Annotated in this window: 19 protein-coding genes, 1 tRNA gene and 1 other annotated feature; of the genes, 8 read left to right on the top strand and 12 right to left on the bottom strand. The window is 66.7% G+C overall.

Annotated features, from left to right (window positions below):
* Positions 1 to 44: 44 nt before the first annotated feature.
* From DQ229_RS00340 to DQ229_RS00330, 3 genes are all read left to right on the top strand, one after another.
* Positions 45 to 119: transfer RNA gene (locus tag DQ229_RS00340), tRNA-Gly, on the top strand.
* Between the two features lie 168 nt (positions 120 to 287).
* Positions 288 to 347 (top strand) — a sequence feature (sul1 is cis-regulatory element that is thought to sense ions involved in sulfur or methionine metabolism; They are found in Alphaproteobacteria).
* Positions 348 to 408: 61 nt separating this feature from the next.
* Positions 409 to 1,899, top strand: a complete 1,491-nt coding sequence (locus DQ229_RS00335; protein WP_114964288.1) for a SulP family inorganic anion transporter — start codon at positions 409 to 411, stop codon at positions 1,897 to 1,899.
* Between the two features lie 13 nt (positions 1,900 to 1,912).
* Complete coding sequence (locus tag DQ229_RS00330) at positions 1,913 to 2,767, top strand: universal stress protein (RefSeq protein ID WP_114964287.1); 855 nt, start codon at positions 1,913 to 1,915, stop codon at positions 2,765 to 2,767.
* Between the two features lie 337 nt (positions 2,768 to 3,104).
* Here the strand turns inward: DQ229_RS00330 and DQ229_RS00325 are convergent, their stop codons facing one another.
* Positions 3,105 to 3,914, bottom strand: a complete 810-nt coding sequence (locus DQ229_RS00325) for a type II CAAX endopeptidase family protein (protein ID WP_114964286.1) — start codon at positions 3,912 to 3,914, stop codon at positions 3,105 to 3,107.
* Between the two features lie 340 nt (positions 3,915 to 4,254).
* Between DQ229_RS00325 and DQ229_RS00320 the strand changes: the two genes are divergently transcribed.
* From DQ229_RS00320 to DQ229_RS00305, 4 genes are all read left to right on the top strand, one after another.
* A complete protein-coding gene (locus DQ229_RS00320) occupies positions 4,255 to 5,343 on the top strand; it encodes a polyamine ABC transporter substrate-binding protein (protein ID WP_114964285.1) in 1,089 nt (362 codons plus the stop codon).
* A 67-nt stretch (positions 5,344 to 5,410) separates the two neighbouring features.
* Positions 5,411 to 6,544 (top strand): ABC transporter ATP-binding protein, encoded by a 1,134-nt coding sequence (locus DQ229_RS00315; RefSeq protein ID WP_114964284.1) that lies wholly within the window; start codon positions 5,411 to 5,413, stop codon positions 6,542 to 6,544.
* 125 nt (positions 6,545 to 6,669) lie between these two features.
* Positions 6,670 to 7,515 carry an ABC transporter permease subunit gene (locus tag DQ229_RS00310; RefSeq protein WP_238380901.1) on the top strand — a complete coding sequence of 282 codons (846 nt, stop codon included), beginning with the start codon at positions 6,670 to 6,672 and terminating at the stop codon, positions 7,513 to 7,515.
* Complete coding sequence (locus DQ229_RS00305; RefSeq protein ID WP_114964282.1) at positions 7,512 to 8,324, top strand: ABC transporter permease subunit; 813 nt, start codon at positions 7,512 to 7,514, stop codon at positions 8,322 to 8,324. The genes DQ229_RS00310 and DQ229_RS00305 overlap by 4 nt, the downstream gene beginning before the upstream one ends.
* Before the next feature lie 59 nt (positions 8,325 to 8,383).
* Here DQ229_RS00305 and DQ229_RS00300 read toward each other — a convergent pair whose 3' ends face one another.
* A complete protein-coding gene (locus tag DQ229_RS00300) occupies positions 8,384 to 8,794 on the bottom strand; it encodes a carboxymuconolactone decarboxylase family protein (RefSeq protein ID WP_114964281.1) in 411 nt (136 codons plus the stop codon).
* A gap of 287 nt (positions 8,795 to 9,081) precedes the next feature.
* On the opposite strand from DQ229_RS00300, the gene DQ229_RS00295 reads away from it, so the two are divergent.
* Entirely contained in the window at positions 9,082 to 10,506 is a 1,425-nt protein-coding gene (locus DQ229_RS00295) for a hypothetical protein (protein WP_114964280.1), read from the top strand.
* A 277-nt stretch (positions 10,507 to 10,783) separates the two neighbouring features.
* Here the strand turns inward: DQ229_RS00295 and gdhA are convergent, their stop codons facing one another.
* From gdhA to DQ229_RS00245, 10 genes are all read right to left on the bottom strand, one after another.
* Positions 10,784 to 12,133 carry an NADP-specific glutamate dehydrogenase gene (gene gdhA / locus DQ229_RS00290; protein ID WP_162300706.1) on the bottom strand — a complete coding sequence of 450 codons (1,350 nt, stop codon included), beginning with the start codon at positions 12,131 to 12,133 and terminating at the stop codon, positions 10,784 to 10,786.
* 164 nt (positions 12,134 to 12,297) lie between these two features.
* Positions 12,298 to 13,542 (bottom strand): MFS transporter, encoded by a 1,245-nt coding sequence (locus DQ229_RS00285; protein WP_114964278.1) that lies wholly within the window; start codon positions 13,540 to 13,542, stop codon positions 12,298 to 12,300.
* Positions 13,543 to 13,646: 104 nt separating this feature from the next.
* The gene (locus DQ229_RS00280; protein ID WP_114964277.1) at positions 13,647 to 14,105 is read right to left on the bottom strand and encodes an SRPBCC family protein; all 459 of its coding nucleotides are present in this window, start codon (positions 14,103 to 14,105) and stop codon (positions 13,647 to 13,649) included.
* A 112-nt stretch (positions 14,106 to 14,217) separates the two neighbouring features.
* Positions 14,218 to 15,084 carry an XdhC family protein gene (locus tag DQ229_RS00275; protein ID WP_114964276.1) on the bottom strand — a complete coding sequence of 289 codons (867 nt, stop codon included), beginning with the start codon at positions 15,082 to 15,084 and terminating at the stop codon, positions 14,218 to 14,220.
* 10 nt (positions 15,085 to 15,094) lie between these two features.
* Positions 15,095 to 16,288 carry a vWA domain-containing protein gene (locus DQ229_RS00270; protein ID WP_114964275.1) on the bottom strand — a complete coding sequence of 398 codons (1,194 nt, stop codon included), beginning with the start codon at positions 16,286 to 16,288 and terminating at the stop codon, positions 15,095 to 15,097.
* Positions 16,288 to 17,163 (bottom strand): AAA family ATPase, encoded by an 876-nt coding sequence (locus tag DQ229_RS00265; RefSeq protein ID WP_114964304.1) that lies wholly within the window; start codon positions 17,161 to 17,163, stop codon positions 16,288 to 16,290. The genes DQ229_RS00270 and DQ229_RS00265 overlap by 1 nt, the downstream gene beginning before the upstream one ends.
* A 180-nt stretch (positions 17,164 to 17,343) precedes the next feature.
* On the bottom strand, positions 17,344 to 19,764 hold the full coding sequence (locus DQ229_RS00260) for an aerobic carbon-monoxide dehydrogenase large subunit (protein ID WP_114964274.1): 2,421 nt from the start codon (positions 19,762 to 19,764) through the stop codon (positions 17,344 to 17,346).
* Positions 19,761 to 20,252, bottom strand: a complete 492-nt coding sequence (locus DQ229_RS00255; protein ID WP_114964273.1) for a (2Fe-2S)-binding protein — start codon at positions 20,250 to 20,252, stop codon at positions 19,761 to 19,763. Before DQ229_RS00255 ends, DQ229_RS00260 begins: the two co-directional genes overlap by 4 nt.
* A 13-nt stretch (positions 20,253 to 20,265) precedes the next feature.
* A complete protein-coding gene (locus DQ229_RS00250) occupies positions 20,266 to 21,117 on the bottom strand; it encodes an FAD binding domain-containing protein (protein ID WP_114964272.1) in 852 nt (283 codons plus the stop codon).
* A 157-nt stretch (positions 21,118 to 21,274) separates the two neighbouring features.
* Positions 21,275 to 22,390 (bottom strand): MHYT domain-containing protein, encoded by a 1,116-nt coding sequence (locus DQ229_RS00245; RefSeq protein ID WP_114964271.1) that lies wholly within the window; start codon positions 22,388 to 22,390, stop codon positions 21,275 to 21,277.
* Positions 22,391 to 22,429 lie beyond the last annotated feature (39 nt).

The following is a 22,429-nucleotide window of genomic DNA, read 5'->3' as shown; positions in this document are numbered from 1 at the left end:
TGCAGCCTCGCGTCGGAGTTTGTAAATCCCGCCTCACCAAGGACGCGGGCGTAGCTCAGGGGTAGAGCACAACCTTGCCAAGGTTGGGGTCGTGAGTTCGAATCTCATCGCCCGCTCCAATTTGCCAAGTCATCTGAATGACTTACGAGGGCCGCCACGCGCGGCCCTTCGGCGTTTCGGGCTCTCCGGCCGGCACGGCCCGCGGCCGAACTTCCGAACGTCTGCAACATATTTGCGCATTTCACGCCTTGGCTTTCTGCACTGCAGCAAGTAATTCCCCCGGCAAACACGGACCCGGGCGTGCGCGCGCCGGGTGGCTACTCCGGCCGCCAATCCGCCGGACAACGCAAAGAAAAAGGCTCTCCGGCCAGCAGGGTCAGCACCTTGCGGGCATGGAGCAGGACATGAATGATTTCACTTGATGCTTACCGCCGACAATGGGCCGGCAATATCCGCGGCGATCTGCTTGCGGGGCTGGTTGTCGCGCTGGCGCTGATCCCCGAGGCGATCGCATTCTCGATCATCGTCGGCGTGGACCCGAAGGTGGGTCTTTATGCGAGCTTTTCGATTGCGGTGATCACGGCGATCACCGGCGGGCGGCCCGGCATGATTTCGGCGGCCACCGCGGCCACCGCCGTGCTGATGGTCACGCTGGTGCGCGACCACGGGCTGGAATACCTGCTGGCCGCGACCGTGCTGGCGGGCTTGCTGCAGATCGGCGCGGGGCTGCTGAAACTGGGATTCATCATGCGCTATGTCTCGAAATCGGTGATGACCGGTTTCGTCAACGCGCTGGCAATCCTGATCTTCATCGCACAGCTGCCCGAGCTTGACCCCCGCAACGTCACCTGGATCACCTATACGATGGTCGCGGGCGGGCTGGCGATCATCTACCTGCTGCCGCTGCTCACGCGCGCGGTTCCCGCGCCGCTGGTCACGATCGTGGTGCTGACGGCGCTGGCCTGGGCGCTGGGGCTGGATGTGCGGGTGGTGGGCGACATGGGCGCGCTGCCTGATACGCTGCCGGTGTTCCTGATCCCCGACATTCCGCTGAGCTTCGAGACATTCCTCATCATCCTGCCCTATTCGGTGGCCGTGGCGGTGGTGGGCCTTCTGGAAAGTCTGATGACGCAGAACATCGTCGATGACCTGACCGATACCACCTCGAACCGCAGCCAGGAATGCGTGGGACAAGGCATTGCCAACACCGCCACCGGATTCATCGGCGGCATGGCCGGTTGCGCGATGATCGGACAGTCGATCATCAACGTCAAATCCGGCGGACGGGGGCGGCTGTCATCCTTCGCCGCCGGAGTGTTCCTGCTGGTCATGGTGGTGGGGCTGGGCGATCTGGTCAGCATCATTCCGATGCCCGCGCTGGTGGCGATCATGATCATGGTCTCGATCGGCACCTTTTCGTGGTCGTCCATTACCAATCTGCGCAGCCACCCGCGTTCCAGTTCGATCGTGATGATCGCGACGGTGGCAACGGTGGTCTATACCCACAACCTGGCCATCGGGGTGCTGGTGGGGGTGCTTCTGTCGGGCATCTTCTTTGCCGCCAAGATCGCGCAGCTTTTCCGTGTCACCACCGACATCAGCGCCGACGGGCGCGTGCGCACCTATCGAATCGAGGGGCAGCTTTTCTACGGCTCGGTCGAGGATTTCATGGCGGCCTTCGATTTCAAGGAAGCGCCCGAGCGCATCATCATCGACGTGTCACGCGCGCATATCTGGGATATCTCCTCGGTGCAGGCGCTGGACATGGCGGTGCTCAAGTTCCGCCGCGACGGGGCCGAGGTCGAGATTCGCGGCATGAACAAGGCATCCGAGACCATCGTCGACCGGCTGGCGATTCACGACAAGCCGGGCGCGATGGACAAGCTGATGGCGCATTGAGGGGGCAACCGACATGACACAGAAAATCGTCGCGCTGGTGGATGGCTCGATCTATGCGCAAAGCGTGTGCGATCATGCGGCCTGGGTGGCCGGGCGCACCGGCTGGGCGGTCGAGCTGCTGCACATCCTCGGCCGGCGCGAGGGCGCCGAGAAGGCCGATTATTCCGGCTCCATCGCCCTGGGCGCGCGTTCGGCGCTGCTTGAGGAACTGGCCGAGCTGGACGCGCAGCGGGCAAAGCTTGTCGCCCATCGCGGACGCGCCATTCTGGAAGATGCGCGCGCCGTCATCGACCGCGCGGGCATCAACGAAATCGCCACCCGCCTGCGCCATGGCGACATCGTCGATACCGTGGCCGAGCTGGACGCCACGGCGGAAATGATCCTGATCGGCAAACGTGGCGAGGCCGCGGATTTCGCCAAGGGGCATCTCGGCTCGAACCTGGAACGCATCGTGCGCACCAGCACGCGGCCGGTTTTCGTGGCCTCGCGCGCCTTTCGACCGATTGAACGCGTGCTGGTCGCCTATGATGGCGGGGCCTCGGCGATGCGGGCGGTCGATCACGTCGCGCGCACGGCGCTTTACGCGGGGCTGCATGTGACCGTCGCCACCGTGGGCAGCGAAAGCGACGCTACCCTGAAGGGCCTGGCCGATGCACAGGCGATGCTGGCCGCCGCAGGCATCACCGTCGAGACGCAGGTCATCGCCGGGCAGCCGGAAACCGCGCTGGGAAAACTGGTCGAGGAAGCGCCCTTCGACATGGTCGTGATGGGCGCCTACGGGCATTCGCGCATCCGCAGCATGATCATCGGCTCGACCACGACCGAGATGATCCGCTCGTGCAAGGTGCCGATCGTGCTGACCCGCTAGTGTTCCCCGCCCGACATAAGATACCCGATGAAAGTATGGTATCGAACACGGGCCCAGCACCCTGAAGCTTTCACTGACACGCGCCCTGCGCGGCATCGAGGCCGAAGGCCGCCGCGCATCGCCGGGCCGCCCCCCGGCACGGCGATACACGGCTCGACACCCGAATGGCGCATGCCCGCATGGCCGCCCCGCGGAGGTTCGTCCGGGCAACCGGGGGCGCACCAGAGTCAGACGGGGAACTTTGTGTCAGGTGGGGAACACGATGGAAGGCACGCGCCTGATGGGCTTCACCCCCCACGGGCCGCTTGCGGCCCGGGCGTGCGCCCCCCGGGGCCGGTCAGTGCTGCATGATCCGCGTAGCCGCGCCTTCACGGCTGAACATGGCGTCGCGCTTGGCCCAGGTCACGGCCAATGCCAGCGCCGCGAAGAGATACATGTCCCAGGGTTGCGCGTCGGGCCACATCGGCATGTTGAGCTGCCAGTGGAACAGCACGGCCACCAGAATGCTGCCCCGCGCCGCGTTGAAAAACGCCGTCAGGATCACACTGACCGCGATGATGCCGATCAGGAAGGGCAGAAAGGCCCAGTCGCTTTGCGGTGTGCCGCCAAGGTAGAAGGCCGGCAGGTGCCATAGGCCCCAGATCACCCCCACCAACAGCCCAGCCCAGACCGGCGCCATCCGTCGCTGCAAAAGCGGCAGCGCATAGCCACGCCAGCCGAACTCCTCGATCGGGCCAAGGATCAGCATGAAGCCGACAAGCGCCAGAAGCGTGCCAAGCGGCGGCTGCGCCAGCGCCTCGCGCGTGAGGTTTCCGCCAATCGCCGCCCCCAGCAGCGAGACCGCAGGCAAGCCCAGCAGAAGCAGCAGATACCACCCGATGGGCGCGCGCCACAGCAGCAGCCGCGCCAGAAACCCCCGCAGCCCGCGCCACCCGCCATGCCGGAGCACCAGGATGAAAGCCGCGATCGCCGGCGAATAGACCCCGAGGATGAAAAGCGGATGCGCCGCCCGCACCGGGCCGAACAGCGCCTCGACCGGGCCGGGCGCGACCAGGAACAGCCCGACAAGCCCCCAGGACAGCGCGAAGGTCAGCGCAAAAAAGGCCCAGACCGAGCCAAACGGCGGATCACGAGGGTCTGCGGCCATCTCTGCGCCTCATGCAATGCTGATTTAGCGTATCATGAACAGGGGCCGCCGGCAGGGCAAGCACTCCCTGCGGGGCGGCAACCGGCGCCCTGCCCCGGCCATCGCCTTTGCCTGCACGTTTCAGCAGCAGCGCAGCCCGGTTGCCGGCCGGATAACGCATTCACCACTTGTTCGGCGGGCCAAGCCCCGCTTAGGGTAGCTATAACCGGCGCGATTCCGTCCTTTTGCGGCAAGGTTGGCAGCATGGGGCGCGAGGCGTGCGCGGGGCGTGCCCTGCAAGCTGCGGGGCGTTCGTTCCTTTCCTGCCGGCAGGGCCGGCCATCAGGGAGTAGACAGAAACATGAAAAAACCAATCTTGCTCGCAATACTGGCCGGGTCCACAACTCTGGCCTCCGCCGCCCAGGCCGACACGATCAACGTGTTCAACTGGTCCGATTACATCGCCGAGGACACGCTGGCCAAGTTCACCGAGGCCACCGGGATCGCCGTGAATTACGACGTGTTCGATTCCAACGACACGCTCGAGGCGCGCCTGCTGGCCGGGTCGTCGGGGTTCGACGTGGTGGTGCCCACCTCGGATTACATGCAGCGCCAGATCGCCGCGGGCGTCTACATGCCGCTCGACAAGTCGAAACTGCCGAACCTGGTCAACATGGACGAGGCCCTGATGGCGCGGGCGGCAGATTATGACCCCGGCAACGAATTCGGCGTGATCTACATGTGGGGCACAACCGGCATCGGCTATAACGTCAATGCCGTGGCCGAACGGCTGGGTGAGGGTTATGAGCCGTCAAGCTGGGATCTGATCTTCGACCCCGAGATCGCCGCGCAACTGGCCGATTGCGGCATCACCTATCTCGATACACCGGTGGAGATGTTACCGGCCGCGATGAACTACCTCGGACTCGATCCGCGTTCGACCGATCAGGCCGATTTCGATGCAGCTGTCGAACTGCTTATGAGCGTACGGCCCCATGTGCGTTACTTCCATTCGTCGCAATACATCTCTGACCTGGCCAATGGCGAAATCTGTGTGGCCGTGGGCTGGTCGGGCGATGTGTTCCAGGCGCGCGACCGCGCCGAGGAGGCAGGGCGCGGCATCGAGATCGAATACATGATCCCCGAGGAAGGCGCGCTTCTGTGGTTCGACATGATGGCGATTCCGGCAGATGCGCCTAACCCCGATGGCGCGCATGCCTTTATCAACTTCATCATGGAGCCCGAGATCACCGCCGACATCACCAATTATGTCTGGTATGCGAATGCCAACGCGGCCTCGATGGAATTTGTCGATGAAGAAGTGGCTAACGACCCCTCGGTCTTTCCACCTGACGAAGTGAAGGCCAATCTCTGGACGAGCGAGGCATACCCGCCCGCCATCGACCGTGTCGTCACCCGCCTCTGGACCCGCGTGCGGACCGGCCAGTAAGCGCGGGCAACAGTGAAATGCGCCCCGCCCGATCTGCGGCGGGGCGGTATTGCGAGCGGCAACACGAATGACCGACACGAGACTGGCGGCCGACACCCGGCCCTGGCGCGACGCGCAGGCGCGGCCCTTCATCTCGATCCGGGGGCTGAGCAAGCGTTTCGGCGATTTCACCGCCGTCGATACGGTGGATCTGGATATTTACCGGGGCGAGCTATTCTGCCTGCTCGGCGCCTCGGGCTGCGGTAAGTCCACGCTCTTGCGGATGCTTGCCGGGTTCGAGAAGCCCAGCGAGGGCACGGTGACGATCGACGGGCAAGACATGTCGTCGGTCCCGCCGCACCGGCGGCCCACGAACATGATGTTCCAGTCCTACGCCCTGTTTCCGCACATGACGGTGGAAAGGAACGTGGCCTATGGCCTGCTGCGCGAGGGGATGCGCAAGGCAGATGCGATGGAGCGCGTGGCCGAGATGCTCAAGCTGGTCAAGCTGGGCCATCTGGCGCGGCGCAAGCCCGACCAGCTTTCGGGCGGGCAGCGCCAGCGCGTGGCGCTTGCCCGCGCGTTGATCAAACAGCCCAAGCTGCTGCTTCTGGACGAGCCGCTGGGCGCGCTCGACAAAAAACTGCGCGAGGAAACCCAGTTCGAGCTGATCCGCATCCAGGAAACGCTGGGCGTCACCTTCATCGTCGTCACCCATGACCAGGACGAGGCGATGACGCTGTCCACGCGGATCGGCGTGATGAGCGAGGGCGAAATCGTCCAGATCGGCGAGCCGCGCGAAATCTACGAAACCCCTGCCACCCGCCATGTGGCTGATTTCATCGGCTCGGTGAACCTGATCGAAGGCCGCGTCGATGTGGCTGCCGGCGACCAGATGCGCATCGACACGCGCGAGGCCGGCCCGGTGCTGGTCAGCCCCCGCGCGGGGCTCAGCCGTGGCCAGACCGTCTGGATCGCGCTCCGCCCCGAGCGCATCGCCCTGAGCCGCAGCAAGCCCGAAGGCACGGCGAACCTGCATCGCGTCACGGTCGAGGACATGGGCTACATGGGCTACCTGTCGAGCTACCGCATCCGGCTGCCCTCGGGGCGGCTCTTGCGCGCTAGCCAGTCGAACCGCCTGCGCGACGAAGACCCGATCAGCTGGGATGAAGAGGTCTGGGCAAGCTGGCAGCCCATGGCCTGCCGGGTGCTGACCGAATGAGCGCGCGGCCGGATCCGGGCGCAGACGCCGCCGGGCTGGGCGCGCGGGCCGTGCGCCGGGGCCGCACCGCGCGGCTGCTTGCGGCGCTGGGCCTTTCCGGGCGCACGCTGGTGATCGCGGTGCCGATGCTCTGGCTGCTGGTGTTCTTTCTGGTGCCGTTCTTCGTGCTGGGGCGGATCTCGCTGGCCGAGGTGATGATCGCCCGCCCGCCCTACTCGCCGCTGTGGGACCGCGCGGCGGACGGCACGCTGAACATCATCGCCAGCCTCGACAATTACCGCTTCCTGCTGGCTGACGCGCTCTATCGCAACGCCTATCTGTCCTCGATCGGGATCGCCTTTACCTCGACGGTGTTCGCGCTGCTGATCGGCTACCCCATCGCCTATTACGTAGCCCGCAGCCCCGAGCCGCGGCGCACCATCCTGCTTTTGCTGGTGATCCTGCCGTTCTGGACCTCTTTTCTCTTGCGCGTCTACGCCTGGATCGGGTTCCTGCAGCGCGAGGGGCTGATCAATTCCACGCTGATGATGCTGGGGGTGATCGACACACCGCTGGTCCTGATGCAGACCACCCTCGCGGTGCAGATCGGCATCGTCTACACCTACCTGCCCTTCATGATCCTGCCGCTTTACGCCAACCTGGTGAAGCTCGACGATCAGCTGCTCGAGGCCTCGGCCGATCTGGGCGCGGGGCCGGTGACGACCTTCCTTACCGTCACGTTGCCGCTTTCGGTGCCGGGCATCATCGCCGGCTGCATGCTGGTGTTCATCCCCGCCATTGGCGAATACGTGATCCCCGCGCTTCTGGGCGGACCCGACACGCTGATGATCGGCCGCGTTCTGTGGGATGAGTTCTTCTCAAGCCGCGACTGGCCGGTGGCGGCCTCGGTGGCCATCGTCATGCTGTTTTTGGTCGTGGCGCCGATCATGTGGCTGCAAAGCTGGCTCGACCGGCGGGGGCTGAATCAATGAGGCGCGGCTGGACATTGCCCATCCTCGCGGCGCTGGGCTTCATATTCCTCTATGCGCCGATCGTGTCGCTGATAGTGTTTTCCTTCAACGAAAGCCGGCTTGTCACGGTCTGGGCGGGGTTCTCGACACGCTGGTATGTGGCGCTGTTCACCGACCGGCAGATCCTGGGCGCGGCCTGGGTCAGCCTCAAGATCGCCTTCGCCTCGGCGACGCTGGCCACGGTGCTGGGCACGCTGGCGGCGCTGGTGCTGGCGCGGTTCGGGCGGTTTCGCGGGCGGCTCCTGCTGACCGGCATGGCCACCGCGCCGCTGGTCATGCCCGAGGTCATCACCGGGCTGTCGCTGCTGCTTCTCTTCATCTCGATGGAACTCACCTTCGGCTGGCCCGCGGGGCGCGGGCTACTCACCGTGATCATCGCGCACACGACCTTCTGCCTGGCTTTCGTTGCGGTGATCGCCGGCTCGCGCCTGCGCGACATGGATGAAAGCCTGGAAGAGGCCGCGCAGGATCTGGGTGCGGGGCCGGTGCGGGTGTTCTTCGACATCACCCTGCCGGTGATCGCGCCGGCGCTGGTGGCGGGCTGGCTGCTGGCCTTCACGCTCAGCCTCGATGATCTGGTGATCGCAAGCTTCGTGTCCGGGCCGGGGGCCTCGACCCTGCCGATGGTGATCTTTTCCAAGGTGCGGCTGGGCGTCAGCCCCGATGTCAACGCGCTGGCCACGATCATCATCGTGATCGTCGCGCTTTCCATCGCCACCGCCGGGGTGATCCTGACCCGCCGCGCGCGCCGCGGCACGCGCGGCGGCTGACCGCACCATCCGCCGCGCGGGGCGTGGGCGTGGGCGTGGGCGGCGGCGGCGGCGGCCGCTCAGCTTTCGCTGTCGCCTTCCTGGCCGGCCGCTTCGGCATCGATCGCATCGAGCACCCCGCGCGCCACGCGGAAACTGTCGACCATCGCGGGCACGCCGCAATATATGCCGACCTGAAGCAGCACTTCCTTGATCTCGTCGCGCGTGAGCCCGTTGTTGAGCGCCCCGCGCACATGCCCGGCCAGCTCGTGCGGGCGGTTGAGCGCGCTTATCATCGCCAGATTGATGATCGAGCGGGTCTTGGGCTCAAGTCCCTCGCGACCCCAAATCTCGCCCCAGCAATAGGTCGTGACCAGTTCCTGAAATTCGCTGGTGAAATCGTCCATCCGCTCCATCGCCTTGTCCACATAGGCGTCTCCCATGGTGCGGCGGCGGATTTTCATGCCTTTTTCGTATGTTGCCCTGTCCATCTGGCGCGTCCTCCTGTTGCACGGAATTTGCCCCGGCCCGCACCGAAGCATCTGGTCCGCCCTAGCTAGGCCAGCCGGCCGCCAATGGCAAAGCCCTCTTTCGCGCCGATCCGGGCCGCGCGGTGACCGGCGCGCGGCGCGTCCCCTCGCGAGGACGTGCGCGGGTTTCGGCGTACAGGGCTGGACGGCGCGGAGAGAGACGTTAAACACGGCTATCAGGAAACCCCGCATCGCGATCGGCGGCCGCGCCGGCCACCGACAGGCGGGCAAGCACGAGGGAGTGCAGGATGCTGGCATTTCGGTGGCGCAGCGGCGCGAAGCTGGGGCTGGCCCTTGCAATGGCGGCCGCACAGCCCGTGGCGGCGCAGACACCGGATTTTTCGGGTTTCGAGGCCGCCGCCGAAGCCGCGGGCTGGCGCGTCGGGCTGCTGCCCCTGCCCGAAAGCACCCCGCCGGAGGCCAGCAACCTGCGGCTTCAGCGCGGCGCGGTGGTGCTGCTGGCTGAAAGGCTCCAGCTTGACGAAACCGCCGGGCCGGAGGCCTTTCGCCTCGACGGGGTGCGTCTGCTGGAGCTGGGCCGCGAGGGCCGCAGCGGCGAGATGACCGCACGCACGCTTGCGGCAAGCCACACCGCCGCGCTTGACCTGCTCGACCCGCGCGGCGCGCCCGATCAGGACTTCTGCGCCGAAGACCGGCCCGCGACGCTGCGCCTGCGCGGCAGCGATGTGGTCATGCTTGCCGATCCCGACGCGATGTCGCTTGGCCAGGCGGGGCCGGAGGCGCTGCGGGTGGGGCAGGCCGAGCTGTCGATCCTGCGCCAGGGCACCGGCGAGACCTGCGGCCTTGCCCTGAGCAGCACGCTGGAACAGGTGCAGGCCCGCGCCGCCGATGGCACCGAAGGCTATATCAGCGCCCTGCGGATCGAGGCCGACACAGGCCCCGAAAACGGCGCCCTCACCCATCTTGCGCTTGAAATAGTCGACCTCGGCGCCCGCAACGGCAACCGGCTGCTGATGGCGGCCGAGCGCCTTGCGCTGCGGGCCTCCGGCGCCGATCTGGCGCGGCTCATCCCGGGCAATGCGGGCAATGCACCGCTGCTTGCACGGCTGTTCGATGCCGAAGGCGAGGTTGCGCTTGAAATCGACGCGATCGATCTGCCCCTGGGCGACCTGCTGCCCGAGGATATCGCCCTGCCCGCGCATCTGCTTGCGCGCATCCCTGGCGAACGGGTCGCAGGCGATTTCACCATGATGGCCCGGCTGGGCGAGCAAGGCGCGGTGGCGCTGGGGCTCGATATGACCCTTTCGGGGCTGGCCGACCTGGATTTCGACATCGAGGCGATTGTGCCGCAATCGGCCGGCGGGGCCGAGATGCTGCCCGGCGTTCCCGCCGAGATCGCCGGCATCAGCCTGAAGCGCGCGGGGCTTGCCCTGCATGACCGCGGGCTTGACGCGCTGCTGGATCATTACACCGGGCGCGGCCTGCAGACCCATACAGCCGAGGCCCTGCGCCCGGCGGGGCGGGTGCTGCCGGGGCCGGTTCTGGCCGGGCTTCAGGCGGGGGTGGAAGACTGGCTTGCCCGCGCCCTGCGCGACGGCGCCTGGCTCGAGCTTGCACCGCAAGAGCCGGTGTCGCTCATGCAGGTCGGTTCGCTCATGCTATTCGCACCCGACGGGGTGGTCGAACTTCTGGGGCTGCGCACCGAACGCTGACGCAAGCGGGCCGGGGGCGCGTCATGGCGCCCGCCGCATTTGCCTGGTTTCCTCCCGCCCGTCCCACTCCCGCCCCGGTGGGGCAATCCCGCCATACCCCTGAAGGGCCAGACAGGGGGCCGTGCTCCCTCCCCTTCACTGTGAGAAAAATATCCTCGGGGGGTCCGGGGGGCAGACAGCCCCCCGGCGTCGCCTGTCGCGCCGTGACCCGGGCCGCCGCTGTGTCATTGCGGCTCCACCCCCTTGCCGGGCGCAGCGGTTGCGCGGGCGCAGACGCTTAGATCACGCCAAGCGCGCGCATCGATTCGGCCACCCGCACGAAGCCCGCGATATTCGCACCCAGGACGTAATTGCCGGGGGTTCCGTATTCCTCGGCGGTTTCGGCGCAGCGGTCATGGATGCGCGTCATGATGCGGGCAAGGCGATCTTCGGTCTGCTCGAAGCTCCAGGAATCGCGCGAGGCGTTTTGCTGCATCTCCAGCGCCGAGGTCGCCACACCGCCGGCATTGGCGGCCTTCCCCGGGGCAAAGAGCACCCCGCCCTCCTGGAACACGCGCACTGCTTCGGGGGTGCAGGGCATGTTCGCGCCCTCGGCCAGCACAACGAGGCCATTGGCCAGCAGCGTCTTGGCGGCCTTGCCGTTCAGTTCGTTCTGGGTGGCCGAAGGCAGCGCCACCTCGCAAGGCACATCCCAGATGCTGCCCTTGGCGACATAATGGCTGCCTTCGCCGCGCTGGCGCGCGTATTCGCTGATCCGCTGGCGGCGCACTTCCTTGATCTCCTTGACCAGATCAAGGTCGATGCCGTTCTCGTCGACGACATAGCCGCCCGAATCCGAACAGGCGATGACCTTGGCGCCAAGCTCGATCGCCTTTTCCATCGCATAGATCGCCACATTACCCGAGCCCGAAACAACGACGCGCCGCCCTTCCAGCGCCTCGCCGCGGGTTTCCAGCATGCGCTGCGCGAAATAGACCGTGCCGTAGCCCGTGGCCTCGGTGCGCACGCGCGAACCGCCCCAGCGCAGGCCCTTGCCGGTGAGCACGCCCGATTCATAGCGATTGCTCATGCGCTTGTATTGGCCGAACATGTAGCCGATCTCGCGCTGGCCCACGCCGATATCGCCCGCGGGCACATCGGTATATTCCCCGATATGGCGGTGCAATTCGGTCATGAAAGACTGGCAAAAGCGCATGACCTCGCCATCCGAGCGGCCGCGCGGGTTGAAATCCGATCCGCCCTTGCCGCCGCCGATCGGCATTCCGGTCAGCGCGTTCTTGAAAATCTGCTCGAAGCCGAGGAACTTGATGATGCCAAGGTTGACCGACGGGTGAAACCGGATCCCCCCCTTGTAAGGCCCCAGCGCCGAGTTGAACTGCACGCGAAAGGCGCGGTTGATCTGGACCTGGCCCTTGTCGTCGACCCAGGGCACGCGAAAGATGATCTGCCGCTCTGGTTCGCAAATACGTTCGATCAGCGCGTCATCGGCATAATCGGGGTGCTTGGCAACGACCCGCCCAAGGCTTTCCAGCACTTCACGCACCGCCTGGTGGAATTCTTTTTCGCCGGCATTGCGGCGCAGAACCTCGTTGAGGACGGGTTCCAGCTTTTCGTCGATTGTAACCAATTCAGCTCTCCTCACATGTAGCAAGGGGACGATCCGCCAAGCCGACAGACCGCCCCCTGCCCGCCTGCTACACTGCGCGCGCGGAAAGTTGTATAGATTTTGCGCAAAGCGCCCAAAAAAATGTCGTTTTACGAAAATGCGGAACCCCAGGGGCAACATGCGCCTCAGGCGGCAGTGGCCTGTGCCGGCTGGCCTGCCGAGGGCGCGCCAGGGCTGCGGCTGCGCAGCAGGATCGCCAGCATGATCCCGATATTGAGGAAATTCCATGCGATCCCGTTGAGAAACGCCATGCTGTAGGAACCGGTCAGATCGTGGATCCAGCCCGACATCCAGCCGCCAAGGGCCATGCCCAGGATCGTCGCCATCATCACCAGCCCGACCCTTGCCCCGGCTTCGCGCGCGGGAAGATATTCGCGCACGATCACCGCATAGCTGGGCACGATTCCCCCCTGCGCCAGCCCGAAGATCAGGCTCACTACATAGAGCGAGACCAGCCCGTCAAAGGGAAGGTAGAGAAACAGCGCCACCATTTGCAGGGTAGAGCCGATCAGCAGCGTCATCACCCCGCCCAGCCAGTCGGCCAACAGCCCCGACACCAGCCGCGAGGCCACGCCCCCCAGCAGCATCAGTGACAGCATCTCGGCCCCCACCGCCGGGCCGTAACCCAGATCGACGCAGAAAGCGACGATATGCACCTGCGGCATCGACATGGCCACGCAGCAGGCCAGCGCCGCCAGCGACAGCGCCATGATCAACACTCTCGGGCGCAACTCCGCCACCCGCCGCCGCAGCCCCGGCATGGCGGCGGCGCGGGCATCGGCATCATGGGGCAGCCGTCGGCGCAGCAGCAGCGCCAGCGGCACCATCAGACCCAGGATCCCCAGCGCCAGCACCAGGTTGACGGCGCGCCAGCCATGCTCGGCCAGCACGCCCGCCAGAAGCATCGGCCAGATCACCCCCGACAGGTAGTTGCCGCTTGCCGCCACCGCGACCGCAAGCCCGCGCCGCCGGGCGAACCAGCGCGAGATATCAGCGATCAGTGGCCCGAACCCCGCCGCCGTGCCCAGCCCGATGACGAACTGCATCAGCGACAGCATCACGATGCCGCCGCTCAGCGCCGCAAGCCCGTAGCCAAGCGCGATCAGCCCGGCCGCGCCGCACAGGGCCGGGGTGATCCCGAAACGGTCCACCGCGCGCCCGATCAGCAGATTTCCCAGCGCAAAGCCCAGCATCGTCGCGGTATAGGCCAGCGATGACCCGGCGCGGGCCAACTCGAACTCCGCCTCGATCGCGGGCATCAGAACGATGATCGACCACATCCCGACATTGCCCACGGTGGCAATCGCCAGGGTGATGCCCAGCCTGAGCCAGGAATAGCCGCTGTCATGGATCGAGTCGTCGCCGCGCATGGCCGCAGGGTAGGCCAGGTTTCGCGCCGCTTGAAGCGAAATGCGCCGCGCGCGCGCCCCGGTGGCTGCACCCGCCCGGTCAACCGCGCGCGGCTGTTGCGAAGTCAGCCGTCCTTCGCCTCGCGCGCGGCCACCTGCTCGGAGAAGTTGGTGAAGAATTTCGCCGCAAGCTTCTTGGCCGTGCCAGTGATCAGCCGGCTGCCCAGCTGGGCGATCTTGCCGCCGATATCGGCGCGCGCCTCATAGCGCAGCAGGGTTTCCGCGCCGCGATCCTCAAGCTGGACCACCGCGCCCCCCTTGGCAAAACCGGCCGCCCCGCCCGAACCCTCGCCCGAGAGCGAGAACTCATCGGGCGCTTTCGACCGATCGAGCGTGACCTTGCCCCCGAAACGCGCCTTCACCGGCCCGACCTTGAGCACGACCTTGGCCTCAAGCTCGGTATCGGAATGCTTTATCAGCTCTTCGCAGCCGGGAATCGAGGCCTGCAGGATCTCGGGGTCGTTCAGCGCGGCATAAACGCGGTCGCGCGGCGCCGGGATGGTGATTTCTTCGCTCAGTTCCATTCCTTGGTCTCTCCTCAGCAGCAGGGAAATTTGACACGGCAGATCAGTTCTGCCCGGTCAATTGGCGGCGTTTCGGGCGGTCTGGCGGGCCAGAGCCCGCGCAGGAGACGCTTCAGCATGACGGCGCCTCCTCTTCATCCTTGCGCCCCGCAGAAGCGACCCCCGGCGTCTCGCGCTGGCTCTCGCGCCGGCAGGCAACGGCTTCGGCCAGGATCGACAGGGCAATTTCTTCGGGCGTGATCGCCCCGATGTCAAGGCCCGCCGGGGCGCGCAACCGTTCCATCTGCGCGGTCTCGATCCCCGATTCCGCCAGCCTTGCGCGCAGCGCCGCCATCTTGGCCCGGCTGCCGACAAAGGCAGTATACGCCGCTTCGGCCGCCAGGGCCGCGCGCAGCGCCGCCTCGTCACCGCGCCCCTGGGTCGACACCACGACAAAGCGCCGCCGCGCCGGCGCGGCCTCCAGCGCGTAGCCCTCGATCCGGCGCACGCCTTCGGGAAAGGTGCCTGCATCTCCGGGCGGCGCGCAGGCCGTCACCTCGAAACCGAAGCGCGGCGCCAGATCGCACAGGGCCAGCGCGACGGGGCTGGTGCCAAGCACCACGAACTCAGGGTGCGGCAGCACTGGCTCGATGAACACATCCATCGTGCCGCGGCTGGGGCACATCGAACGGGCGAAACGGATGCCATCGCGGGTGTCTCCCGGTCGCAGGCCCTCGGCTGCAAGCACATCCTCGGGCTGCACCGAGATCAGCCGAGGGTTGCCGTCTTCCAGCGCCTCGCGCGCCGCCCTGACCACCGCGCCACGCGCACAGCCGCCGCCGATCCAGCCGCCGGTGATCGTGCCATCGGCGCGGATCACCGCCTTGGCGCCCGCCTTGGCCGCCGTGACCGAAACCGTGCGCACCACCGTGGCCAGGGCGAAAGGTTCTTCCGCCGCTTTCAGATGCGACACAAGCGCGTGAATATCGTTGCTTGTCATCGGCTTACCCTCACAGTCGCGCGAATTCAGGTTCCAGCGCGGCCAGCGCCTCAAGCGTGTTGGCCGCGGCGAACAGATCAAGATGCGGCAGCGCCGCGGCCATGCCCGCCGCGACCGGCGCATAATCCTTCCAGCCCTTCAGCGGGTTGAGCCAGACAATCCGGCAGCCGCGCTTGCGCAGCCGCGCCAATTCCTGGGCAAGCAGTTCGGGCGGGTCGCTGTCATATCCGTCAGACAGGATCATCACCACCGAGCGCCCCGAAACCAGCCGCTGCGCGTAGGCGCGGTTGAAGGCCGCCAGGTTGCCGCCAATCCGCGTGCCGCCACCAAACCCCTGCGCCAGCAGCGACAGCCGGTTCACCGCGCGCAGGGTGTCGCGGTCGCGCAACGCATCGGTTATGCGCACCAGCCGGGTGTGAAACAGATAGGCATCGGTGCGCGCGTCGGCCCCCGTCAGCCCGCGCAGAAACGCCAGGAACACCCGCGCATAGACCGACATCGACCCCGAGACATCGCAGATCGCCACCAGTTGGGCGGGGCGCTCGACACGCCTGCGCCAGTGCAGCCGCAAGGGCTCGCCCCCGGTGGCGATGGCGCTGCGCATGATCCGGCGCATGTCGAGCCGAACCCCGCGCGCCGCCGCGCGCCGCCGCCGGCTGCGACGGTCGCGAATGGCCCGCGCCAGTCGCTCGGCCACACGCTCGGCCTCGGCGATGTCCTCGGGCGTGACCAGCTCGCGCAGATCGACGCGCGCCAGATTGCGCATCCGTGCCGCGATCAGCCGCCCCTCGCCCTGCTGGTCCATCTCGCCCTCGCGCGACTTGCCGGCATCGGGCCGCTCGGCCTCGCCCGCGGCATCCGCGGCCTGCGGCGCCAGCGGCTCCAGCCGCGCACGCCGCCGCGTCGTTTGGTGCTTTGGTGCGCCTGCCGGGCGGGCGCGCTCCCGCCCGCGGTTGAACCAATAGGCGGCGAACAGGTCATCAAAGCGCGCGAACTCCTCGCGCGTGCCGCAGCACAGCGCCTTGAGCGCCGCGCGCACCTCGCCGCTGTCGCCCGCGCTGACCTGCGAAAGCGCCTGCAACGCGGCCCGTGTCTCACCGGGACCCAGCGCCATGCCATTGGCCCGCAGATGCGCGATGAAGCCCGCCACCCGCCCGGCCGGGCCGCCCTCGCGCGCGGGAAATGCGGCGACGCCCCCGCGCATCACGCGGCCTTTCCCGCCAGCCGCTCGGCAACCTCGCGCGGCACGGAAGCCCGGTCCGCCTGCGTCTTGAGCAGGGTTACCAGCGCCGCCTGCACCGCCACCGGGTCGGCGCTCAGGTCGTTCACCCCCAGCCCGCCCAGGGCGGCGGCGAAATCCAGCATCTCGGCCACGCCGGGAACCTTTTCCAGCGGCTCGCGCCGCAGTGCCTGCACGAAGGCCACGATCTGCCCCATCAGCCGCAACTCCAGCTCGGGGTGATGCGCGCGCAGGATGGCGATCTCCGCCTCGCGCTCGGGATAATCCACGAAGGAATAAATGCAGCGCCGCCGCAACGCGTCCGACAAATCGCGCGTGGCGTTCGAGGTCAGGATCACATGCGGCCGGGCCCGCGCCCGGATGGTGCCCAGTTCCGGCACCGTCACCTGAAACTCCGACAGGATCTCCAGCAGATAGGCCTCGAAGGCCTCGTCGGCGCGATCCAGCTCGTCGATCAGCAGAACCGGCGCGACCTCCTCGCGCAGCGACTCCAGCAAGGGCCGCGCCAGCAGATACTCCTCCGAGAAGATCCGCGCCTCCAGCTCCGGCCCGGCCTCGCCCCGCTCCGCACCCGCGCGGATCGCCAGAAGCTGGCGCTGGTAATTCCATTCATAGATCGCCTGCGCCGCGTCCAGCCCCTCATAGCATTGCAACCGGATAAGCCGCGTGCCCAGCAGCTCGGCCAGCGCTGCCGCCAGCCGGGTCTTGCCCACGCCCGCCGCCCCTTCCAGCAGGAGCGGCCGCTCCAGCTTCATCGCCAGATGCAGCGCCATGGCCAGATCGTCCGAGGCGACATATTTCGCCCCCGCCAGCCCCTCCTTCAGCCGCTGCCACTCCATCGCGTCCACTCCATTGACGATCCGCGCCACATCCGGGCATGGCTCGAACCCGCCCTTCACTGTGTCAAAATATCCTCGCCGAAGGCAGCGGCCAGCCGCGGGCCCCGTGCCCGCGGCGCAGCCGCACCCGCCGCGCAGGCCGCTTTTGCGCCGCAAGGTGCAAAAGCGGCCCTTCTCCCGTCAGCCATGCAGCCCCAGATCACTGGCGACCTTCCATATCCGCCAATGGTCATGCGGCATATGCGCCTGTGTCAGCCCGAAGGTACGGAACGCGTCATGCACCGCGTTCGAGAACGCCGGCACCCCGCCGACATTGGGGCTTTCGCCCACGCCCTTGGCGCCGATCGGGTGGTGCGGGCTTGGCGTCTCTGTCCAGTCGGTGGTGTAGTTGGGCGTCTCCCAGGCCGTGGGTATGAAGAAATCCATCAGCGTGGCGGTCTTGACGTTGCCCATTTCGTCATAGGCAATCTCCTGCCCCATGGCGATGGCCAGCGCCTCGGTCAGCCCGCCATGCACCTGGCCCTCGATCACCATCGGGTTGATCCGGGTGCCGCAATCATCGAGCGCATAGAACTGCCGGATCGCGGCCTCGCCCGTGTCCACGTCGATATCCATGACGCAGATATAGGCGCCGAACGGGTAGGTCATGTTGGGCGGGTCGTAATAGCTGACCGCCTCGAGCCCCGGCTCCAGCCCCGGTATCGCCTGATTGTACGAGGCATAGGCGATCTCGGCCATGGTCTTGAACCGCTCCGGCGCGCCCTTGACGACAAAACGGTCCACATCCCATTCCAGATCGTTGTCATGCACCTCCAGCAGATAGGCCGCGATCATCTGCGCCTTGGCGCGGATCTTGCGGCCCGCAAGCGCCGTGGCCGCCCCCGCCACCGGGGTCGAGCGCGAGCCATAGGTGCCCAGCCCGTAAGGCGCGGTGTCGGTGTCACCCTCCTCGATGGTGATCATGTCGGCAGGGATGCCGGTCTCGCTGGCCAGGATCTGCGCGAATGTCGTCGCGTGCCCCTGCCCCTGGCTGATCGTGCCAAGCCGCGCAATGGCGCTGCCGGTGGGATGGATGCGGATCTCGCAGCTGTCGAACATGCCCATCCCGAGGATGTCACAGTTCTTGACCGGGCCCGCACCGACGATCTCGGTGAAGAAGCTCAACCCGATACCCATCAGCTTGCGGGTCTCGCCGCGCTTGAACGCCTCCAGCCGCTCGGCCTGCTCGCGGCGCAGCCCCTCGTAATCCACGGCCTTGAGTGCCTTGTCCCAGGCAGTGTGGTAATCGCCCGAGTCGTATTCCCACCCCAGTGCCGAATGATAGGGGAACTGGTCCTTGCGGATGAAGTTGATGCGCCTGAGCTCGGCGGCATCCATGCCCAGCCTCAAAGCCAGCACTTCGATCATGCGTTCGATGAAATAGGCCGCTTCCGTCACCCGGAACGAGCAGCGATAGGCCACGCCGCCCGGCGCCTTGTTGGTATAAACCCCGTCCACGCCAACCCAGGCCACCGGAATGTCATAGCTGCCGGTGCAGATATGGAAGAACCCGGCGGGAAACTTGGTGGGGTCGGCGCAGGCATCGAACGCGCCATGGTCGGCGGTGGTGTGGCACCACAGGCCGGTGATCTTGCCCTCCTTGGTGGCGGCGATCTTGCCCTGCATCCAGTAGTCGCGGGCAAAGGCGGTGGCCATCAGGTTCTCCATCCGGTCCTCGACCCATTTCACCGGCTTGCCGGTGACGATGGAGGCCACGATGGAGCACACATAGCCCGGATACACGCCCACCTTGTTGCCGAAGCCCCCGCCGATATCGGGCGAGATCACGCGGATGTTGTGCTCGGCGATCCCCGACAGCAGCGAAGCCACGGTGCGCACCACATGCGGTGCCTGGAACGTGCCCCAGAGCGTCAGCTTGCCGTTGATCTTGTCCATCGAGGCCACGCAGCCGCAAGTCTCGAGCGGGCACGGGTGGGTGCGGTGGTAATAGATCATTTCCTCGGCCACCACCTCGGCGCCGGCGATCACCTCTTCGGTGGCCGCCTTGTCACCCTGTTCCCACAGGAAGATGTGGTTGGGATGGCGGCGGGGGCCGTGGGCACCTTCAGTCTGGCCCTCCAGATCCTCACGCAGCACCGTCGCGCCCTCTTCCAGCGCCTTGAACGGGTCCGTGATCACCGGCAGGTCTTCGTATTCAACCTCGACCAGTTCGATCGCGTCGGCGGCGATGTAGCGGTCTTCGGCCACCACATAGGCCACTTCCTGGCCCTGGAACAGCACCTTGCCATCGGCCAGCACCATCTGCTTGTCGCCCGCGAGCGTGGGCATCCAGTGCAGGCCCAGCGGCTCCAGATCCTTGGCGGTCAGCACCGCCACGACACCGGGCAGCGCCAGCGCCGCCTCGGTATTGATCGACTTCACGCGGGCATGGGCGTGGGGCGAGCGGACGAAATCGCCAAACAGCATGCCGGGCAGTTTCACGTCATCGACATAGTTGCCCTTGCCCTGGGTGAAGCGCGCATCCTCGACGCGCTTGCGGGCGCAGCCCATCCCTTTGAGGTTGGCGACGCGCTCTTCGCGGGTTGGTGTCATCTCGTTCATTCTGCGGCCTCCTTCGCGGAGTTCATCTCGGACGCGGCAGCAAGCACGGCCTTGACGATGTTCTGATACCCGGTGCAGCGGCAGAGGTTTCCGGACATGCCGAAGCGTACCTCCTCCTCGGTCGGGTTCGGGTTTTCCTGCAGCAGCCGCCAGGCGCGCGTGATCATGCCCGGCGTGCAGAAGCCACATTGCAGCCCGTGATGCTCGCGGAACATCTCCTGCAGCACATGCATGCCCTCGGGGTTGGCAATGCCCTCGATGGTGGTGATCTGCGCACCTTGGGCCTGGGCCGCAAAGACGGTGCAGGATTTCACCGACTTGCCGTCCATGTCCACGGTGCAGGCGCCGCAATGGCTGGTCTCGCAGCCGATATGCGGCCCGGTGATGTCAAGCTTTTCGCGCAGCACATGGATCAGCAGCTCGCGCGGCTCGGCGAGGGTCTCGACCTCCTGGCCGTTGACCTTGAGTTTCAAATGCATCTTGCTCATGGGGTCCCCTCCCTCAGGCCCGTTTCCAGGCACGTTCGATGGCACGGCGCAGGATCACCCCCGCGACATGCTGCTTGAAGGCCACGGGGCCGCGGTTGTCTTCCATCGGGTCGATATCGCCCAGCATCGCGATCACGGCGGCATCCAGCGCCGCCGCGTCGCAGGCCGTGCCGAGAAGCGCGGCGCCCGCGCCCTCGCTGTAGACGGGCACATCCGAAAGGTTGGTCATCGCCACCGAGGCGCTTTTCACCTTGCCGCCTTCGGCTTCGATCAGCACTGCCGCCGCGGCGGTGGCATAATCGCCGATCTTGCGCTTCTGCTTTTCATAGGCGTAGCCCGGCGCGTGGCGCGGAAAGCTGATCGCCACGAGGATCTCGTCATCCTCGCGCGCGGTCATGTAGGCGGCCTCGTAGAAGTCGCGCGCAGACACATCGCGGGTACCGTCGGGCCCGGCCAGCGTATAGGTGGCATCAAGGCACTGCATCAGGCCGGGCATGTCGTTGCCCGGGTCACCATTGGCCACATTGCCGCCGATCGTGCCCATGTAGCGCACCTGCGGATCGGCGATCTGCATCGCGGCCTCGCTCAGGATCGGCGCGGCCTCGGCCAGGCCGGCATGATCGAGCAGCTCGGCCTGGGTCGTCATCGCGCCGATGCGGATGGTGTCACCCACCGCGATGTCGCGCAAATCCTCGATCGCCTGCAAGTCGATCAGATGCGCGAATTCAGCCATGCGCAGCTTCATCATCGGGATCAGGCTGTGCCCCCCGGCAAGCACGCGCGCCTCGTCGCCATGCGCACCCAGAAGCTTGAGCGCGGCGTCGAGGCTCTCGGGCCGGTGGTAATCAAAGGCTGGTGGTATCATCTGGCTCCTCCCACGCGGCGGCGTTTTGCCGCATTTCCGGTCACGAGGCATAGGCGCCTGCCGGAGCGCGTGCAGATCTGCCGCACAGGCTGCGGCGGTTCATTCACGAAATGCGCCTGTGCTGCACGAAATGCGTGCGCTGCACAGGCCGGCCAGGTCAGATTCCCAGCGCCTCGCGCACGGCAGAAATGCGGGCGCGCGCCACCGGCACCTTGCCCAGCCCCGGCGTGCCCTCCATCAGGCAGACCCCGTTATCTTTGCGCCGCTCGAAGCCGGTGACATGCGCGGTATTGACCAGATAGCTGCGGTGCACACGCAGAAAGGGCGCTGGCAGACGCGCCTCAGCCTGCGAGATCGACCAGGGGCAGAACACCCGTCCTTCGGCTGTGTAGGCCACGCTGTAATGCCCCTCGGCGCGGATCGCCGCGACCATGTGCGCAGGCACAAAATAGGTGGCGCCATCGCGCTCGAACGGCACGCGCGGGGCGGTGGCCCTGGACGTGGGCTGCGCGGCGGGCGACGGGGTTTCGCCTGCGACCGGGGCATCGCCCGCCCCCTGCGCCATCGGGCGGTTGAGCACGCTTGCCGCGGTAAGCAGGAACGCGCCCGAGATGACAAACCCCGAGAGCAGCACGACCAGCGCGATTTCCGCATTGCTCATCGCCGGCGCCTCGAGCGTGCGGCGCGAGGCCTCGACAAAATCGGTCCAGTGCATCGCGCTGAAATGCACCACCACCACCGAGGCCCCGAACACCAGCGTGGCAAACGCGGTGTTGCGCGCGCTGCGCTGGCCATAGGCAATGGCAATGGCGGCAACCCCCATCGCCCCGGCCAGCGTGCCTGCCACGATGAAGCCCGCCGGGCGGTAGACCGGGCGGCAGCCATCCATCGCGCCCAGCCCGACATAGTGCATCACCGCGATCCCCAGCCCCAGAACCACGCCCGCCAGCACCGTCTTGGGCCGGGTGCGCGGCCCGAAATGCATCAGCACCAGCGCCACACCGGCCATCAGGATGGCAACCAGCGCCGAGGCCGTTGTTTGCAGCAGATCGTAGAACACCGGCACCGGAAAGCGCATCGCCAGCATCGCCACGAAATGCATCGACCAGATGCCCGCCCCCAGCGCGATCGAGGCCATGATGATCCGCAACTGGCGCTGGCTTTCCACCAGCCCCGAGATCCCCCGCGTCAGCGACAGCCCGGTGAAGGAGGCCATCAGCGAAATGGCGACCGAGGCGGCCACCAGCCAGGGATCGTAGGAATAGACGATCATAAGGACAAATTCTCCCCCGACGCGCGCCACCAGCAGCTA

This window comes from Alkalilacustris brevis (assembly GCF_003350345.1).
Taxonomy (GTDB): Bacteria; Pseudomonadota; Alphaproteobacteria; order Rhodobacterales; family Rhodobacteraceae; genus Alkalilacustris; species Alkalilacustris brevis.
The sequence above is the reverse complement of the archived record's forward strand: the minus strand, read 5'-3'. Positions and strand labels throughout refer to the sequence as shown.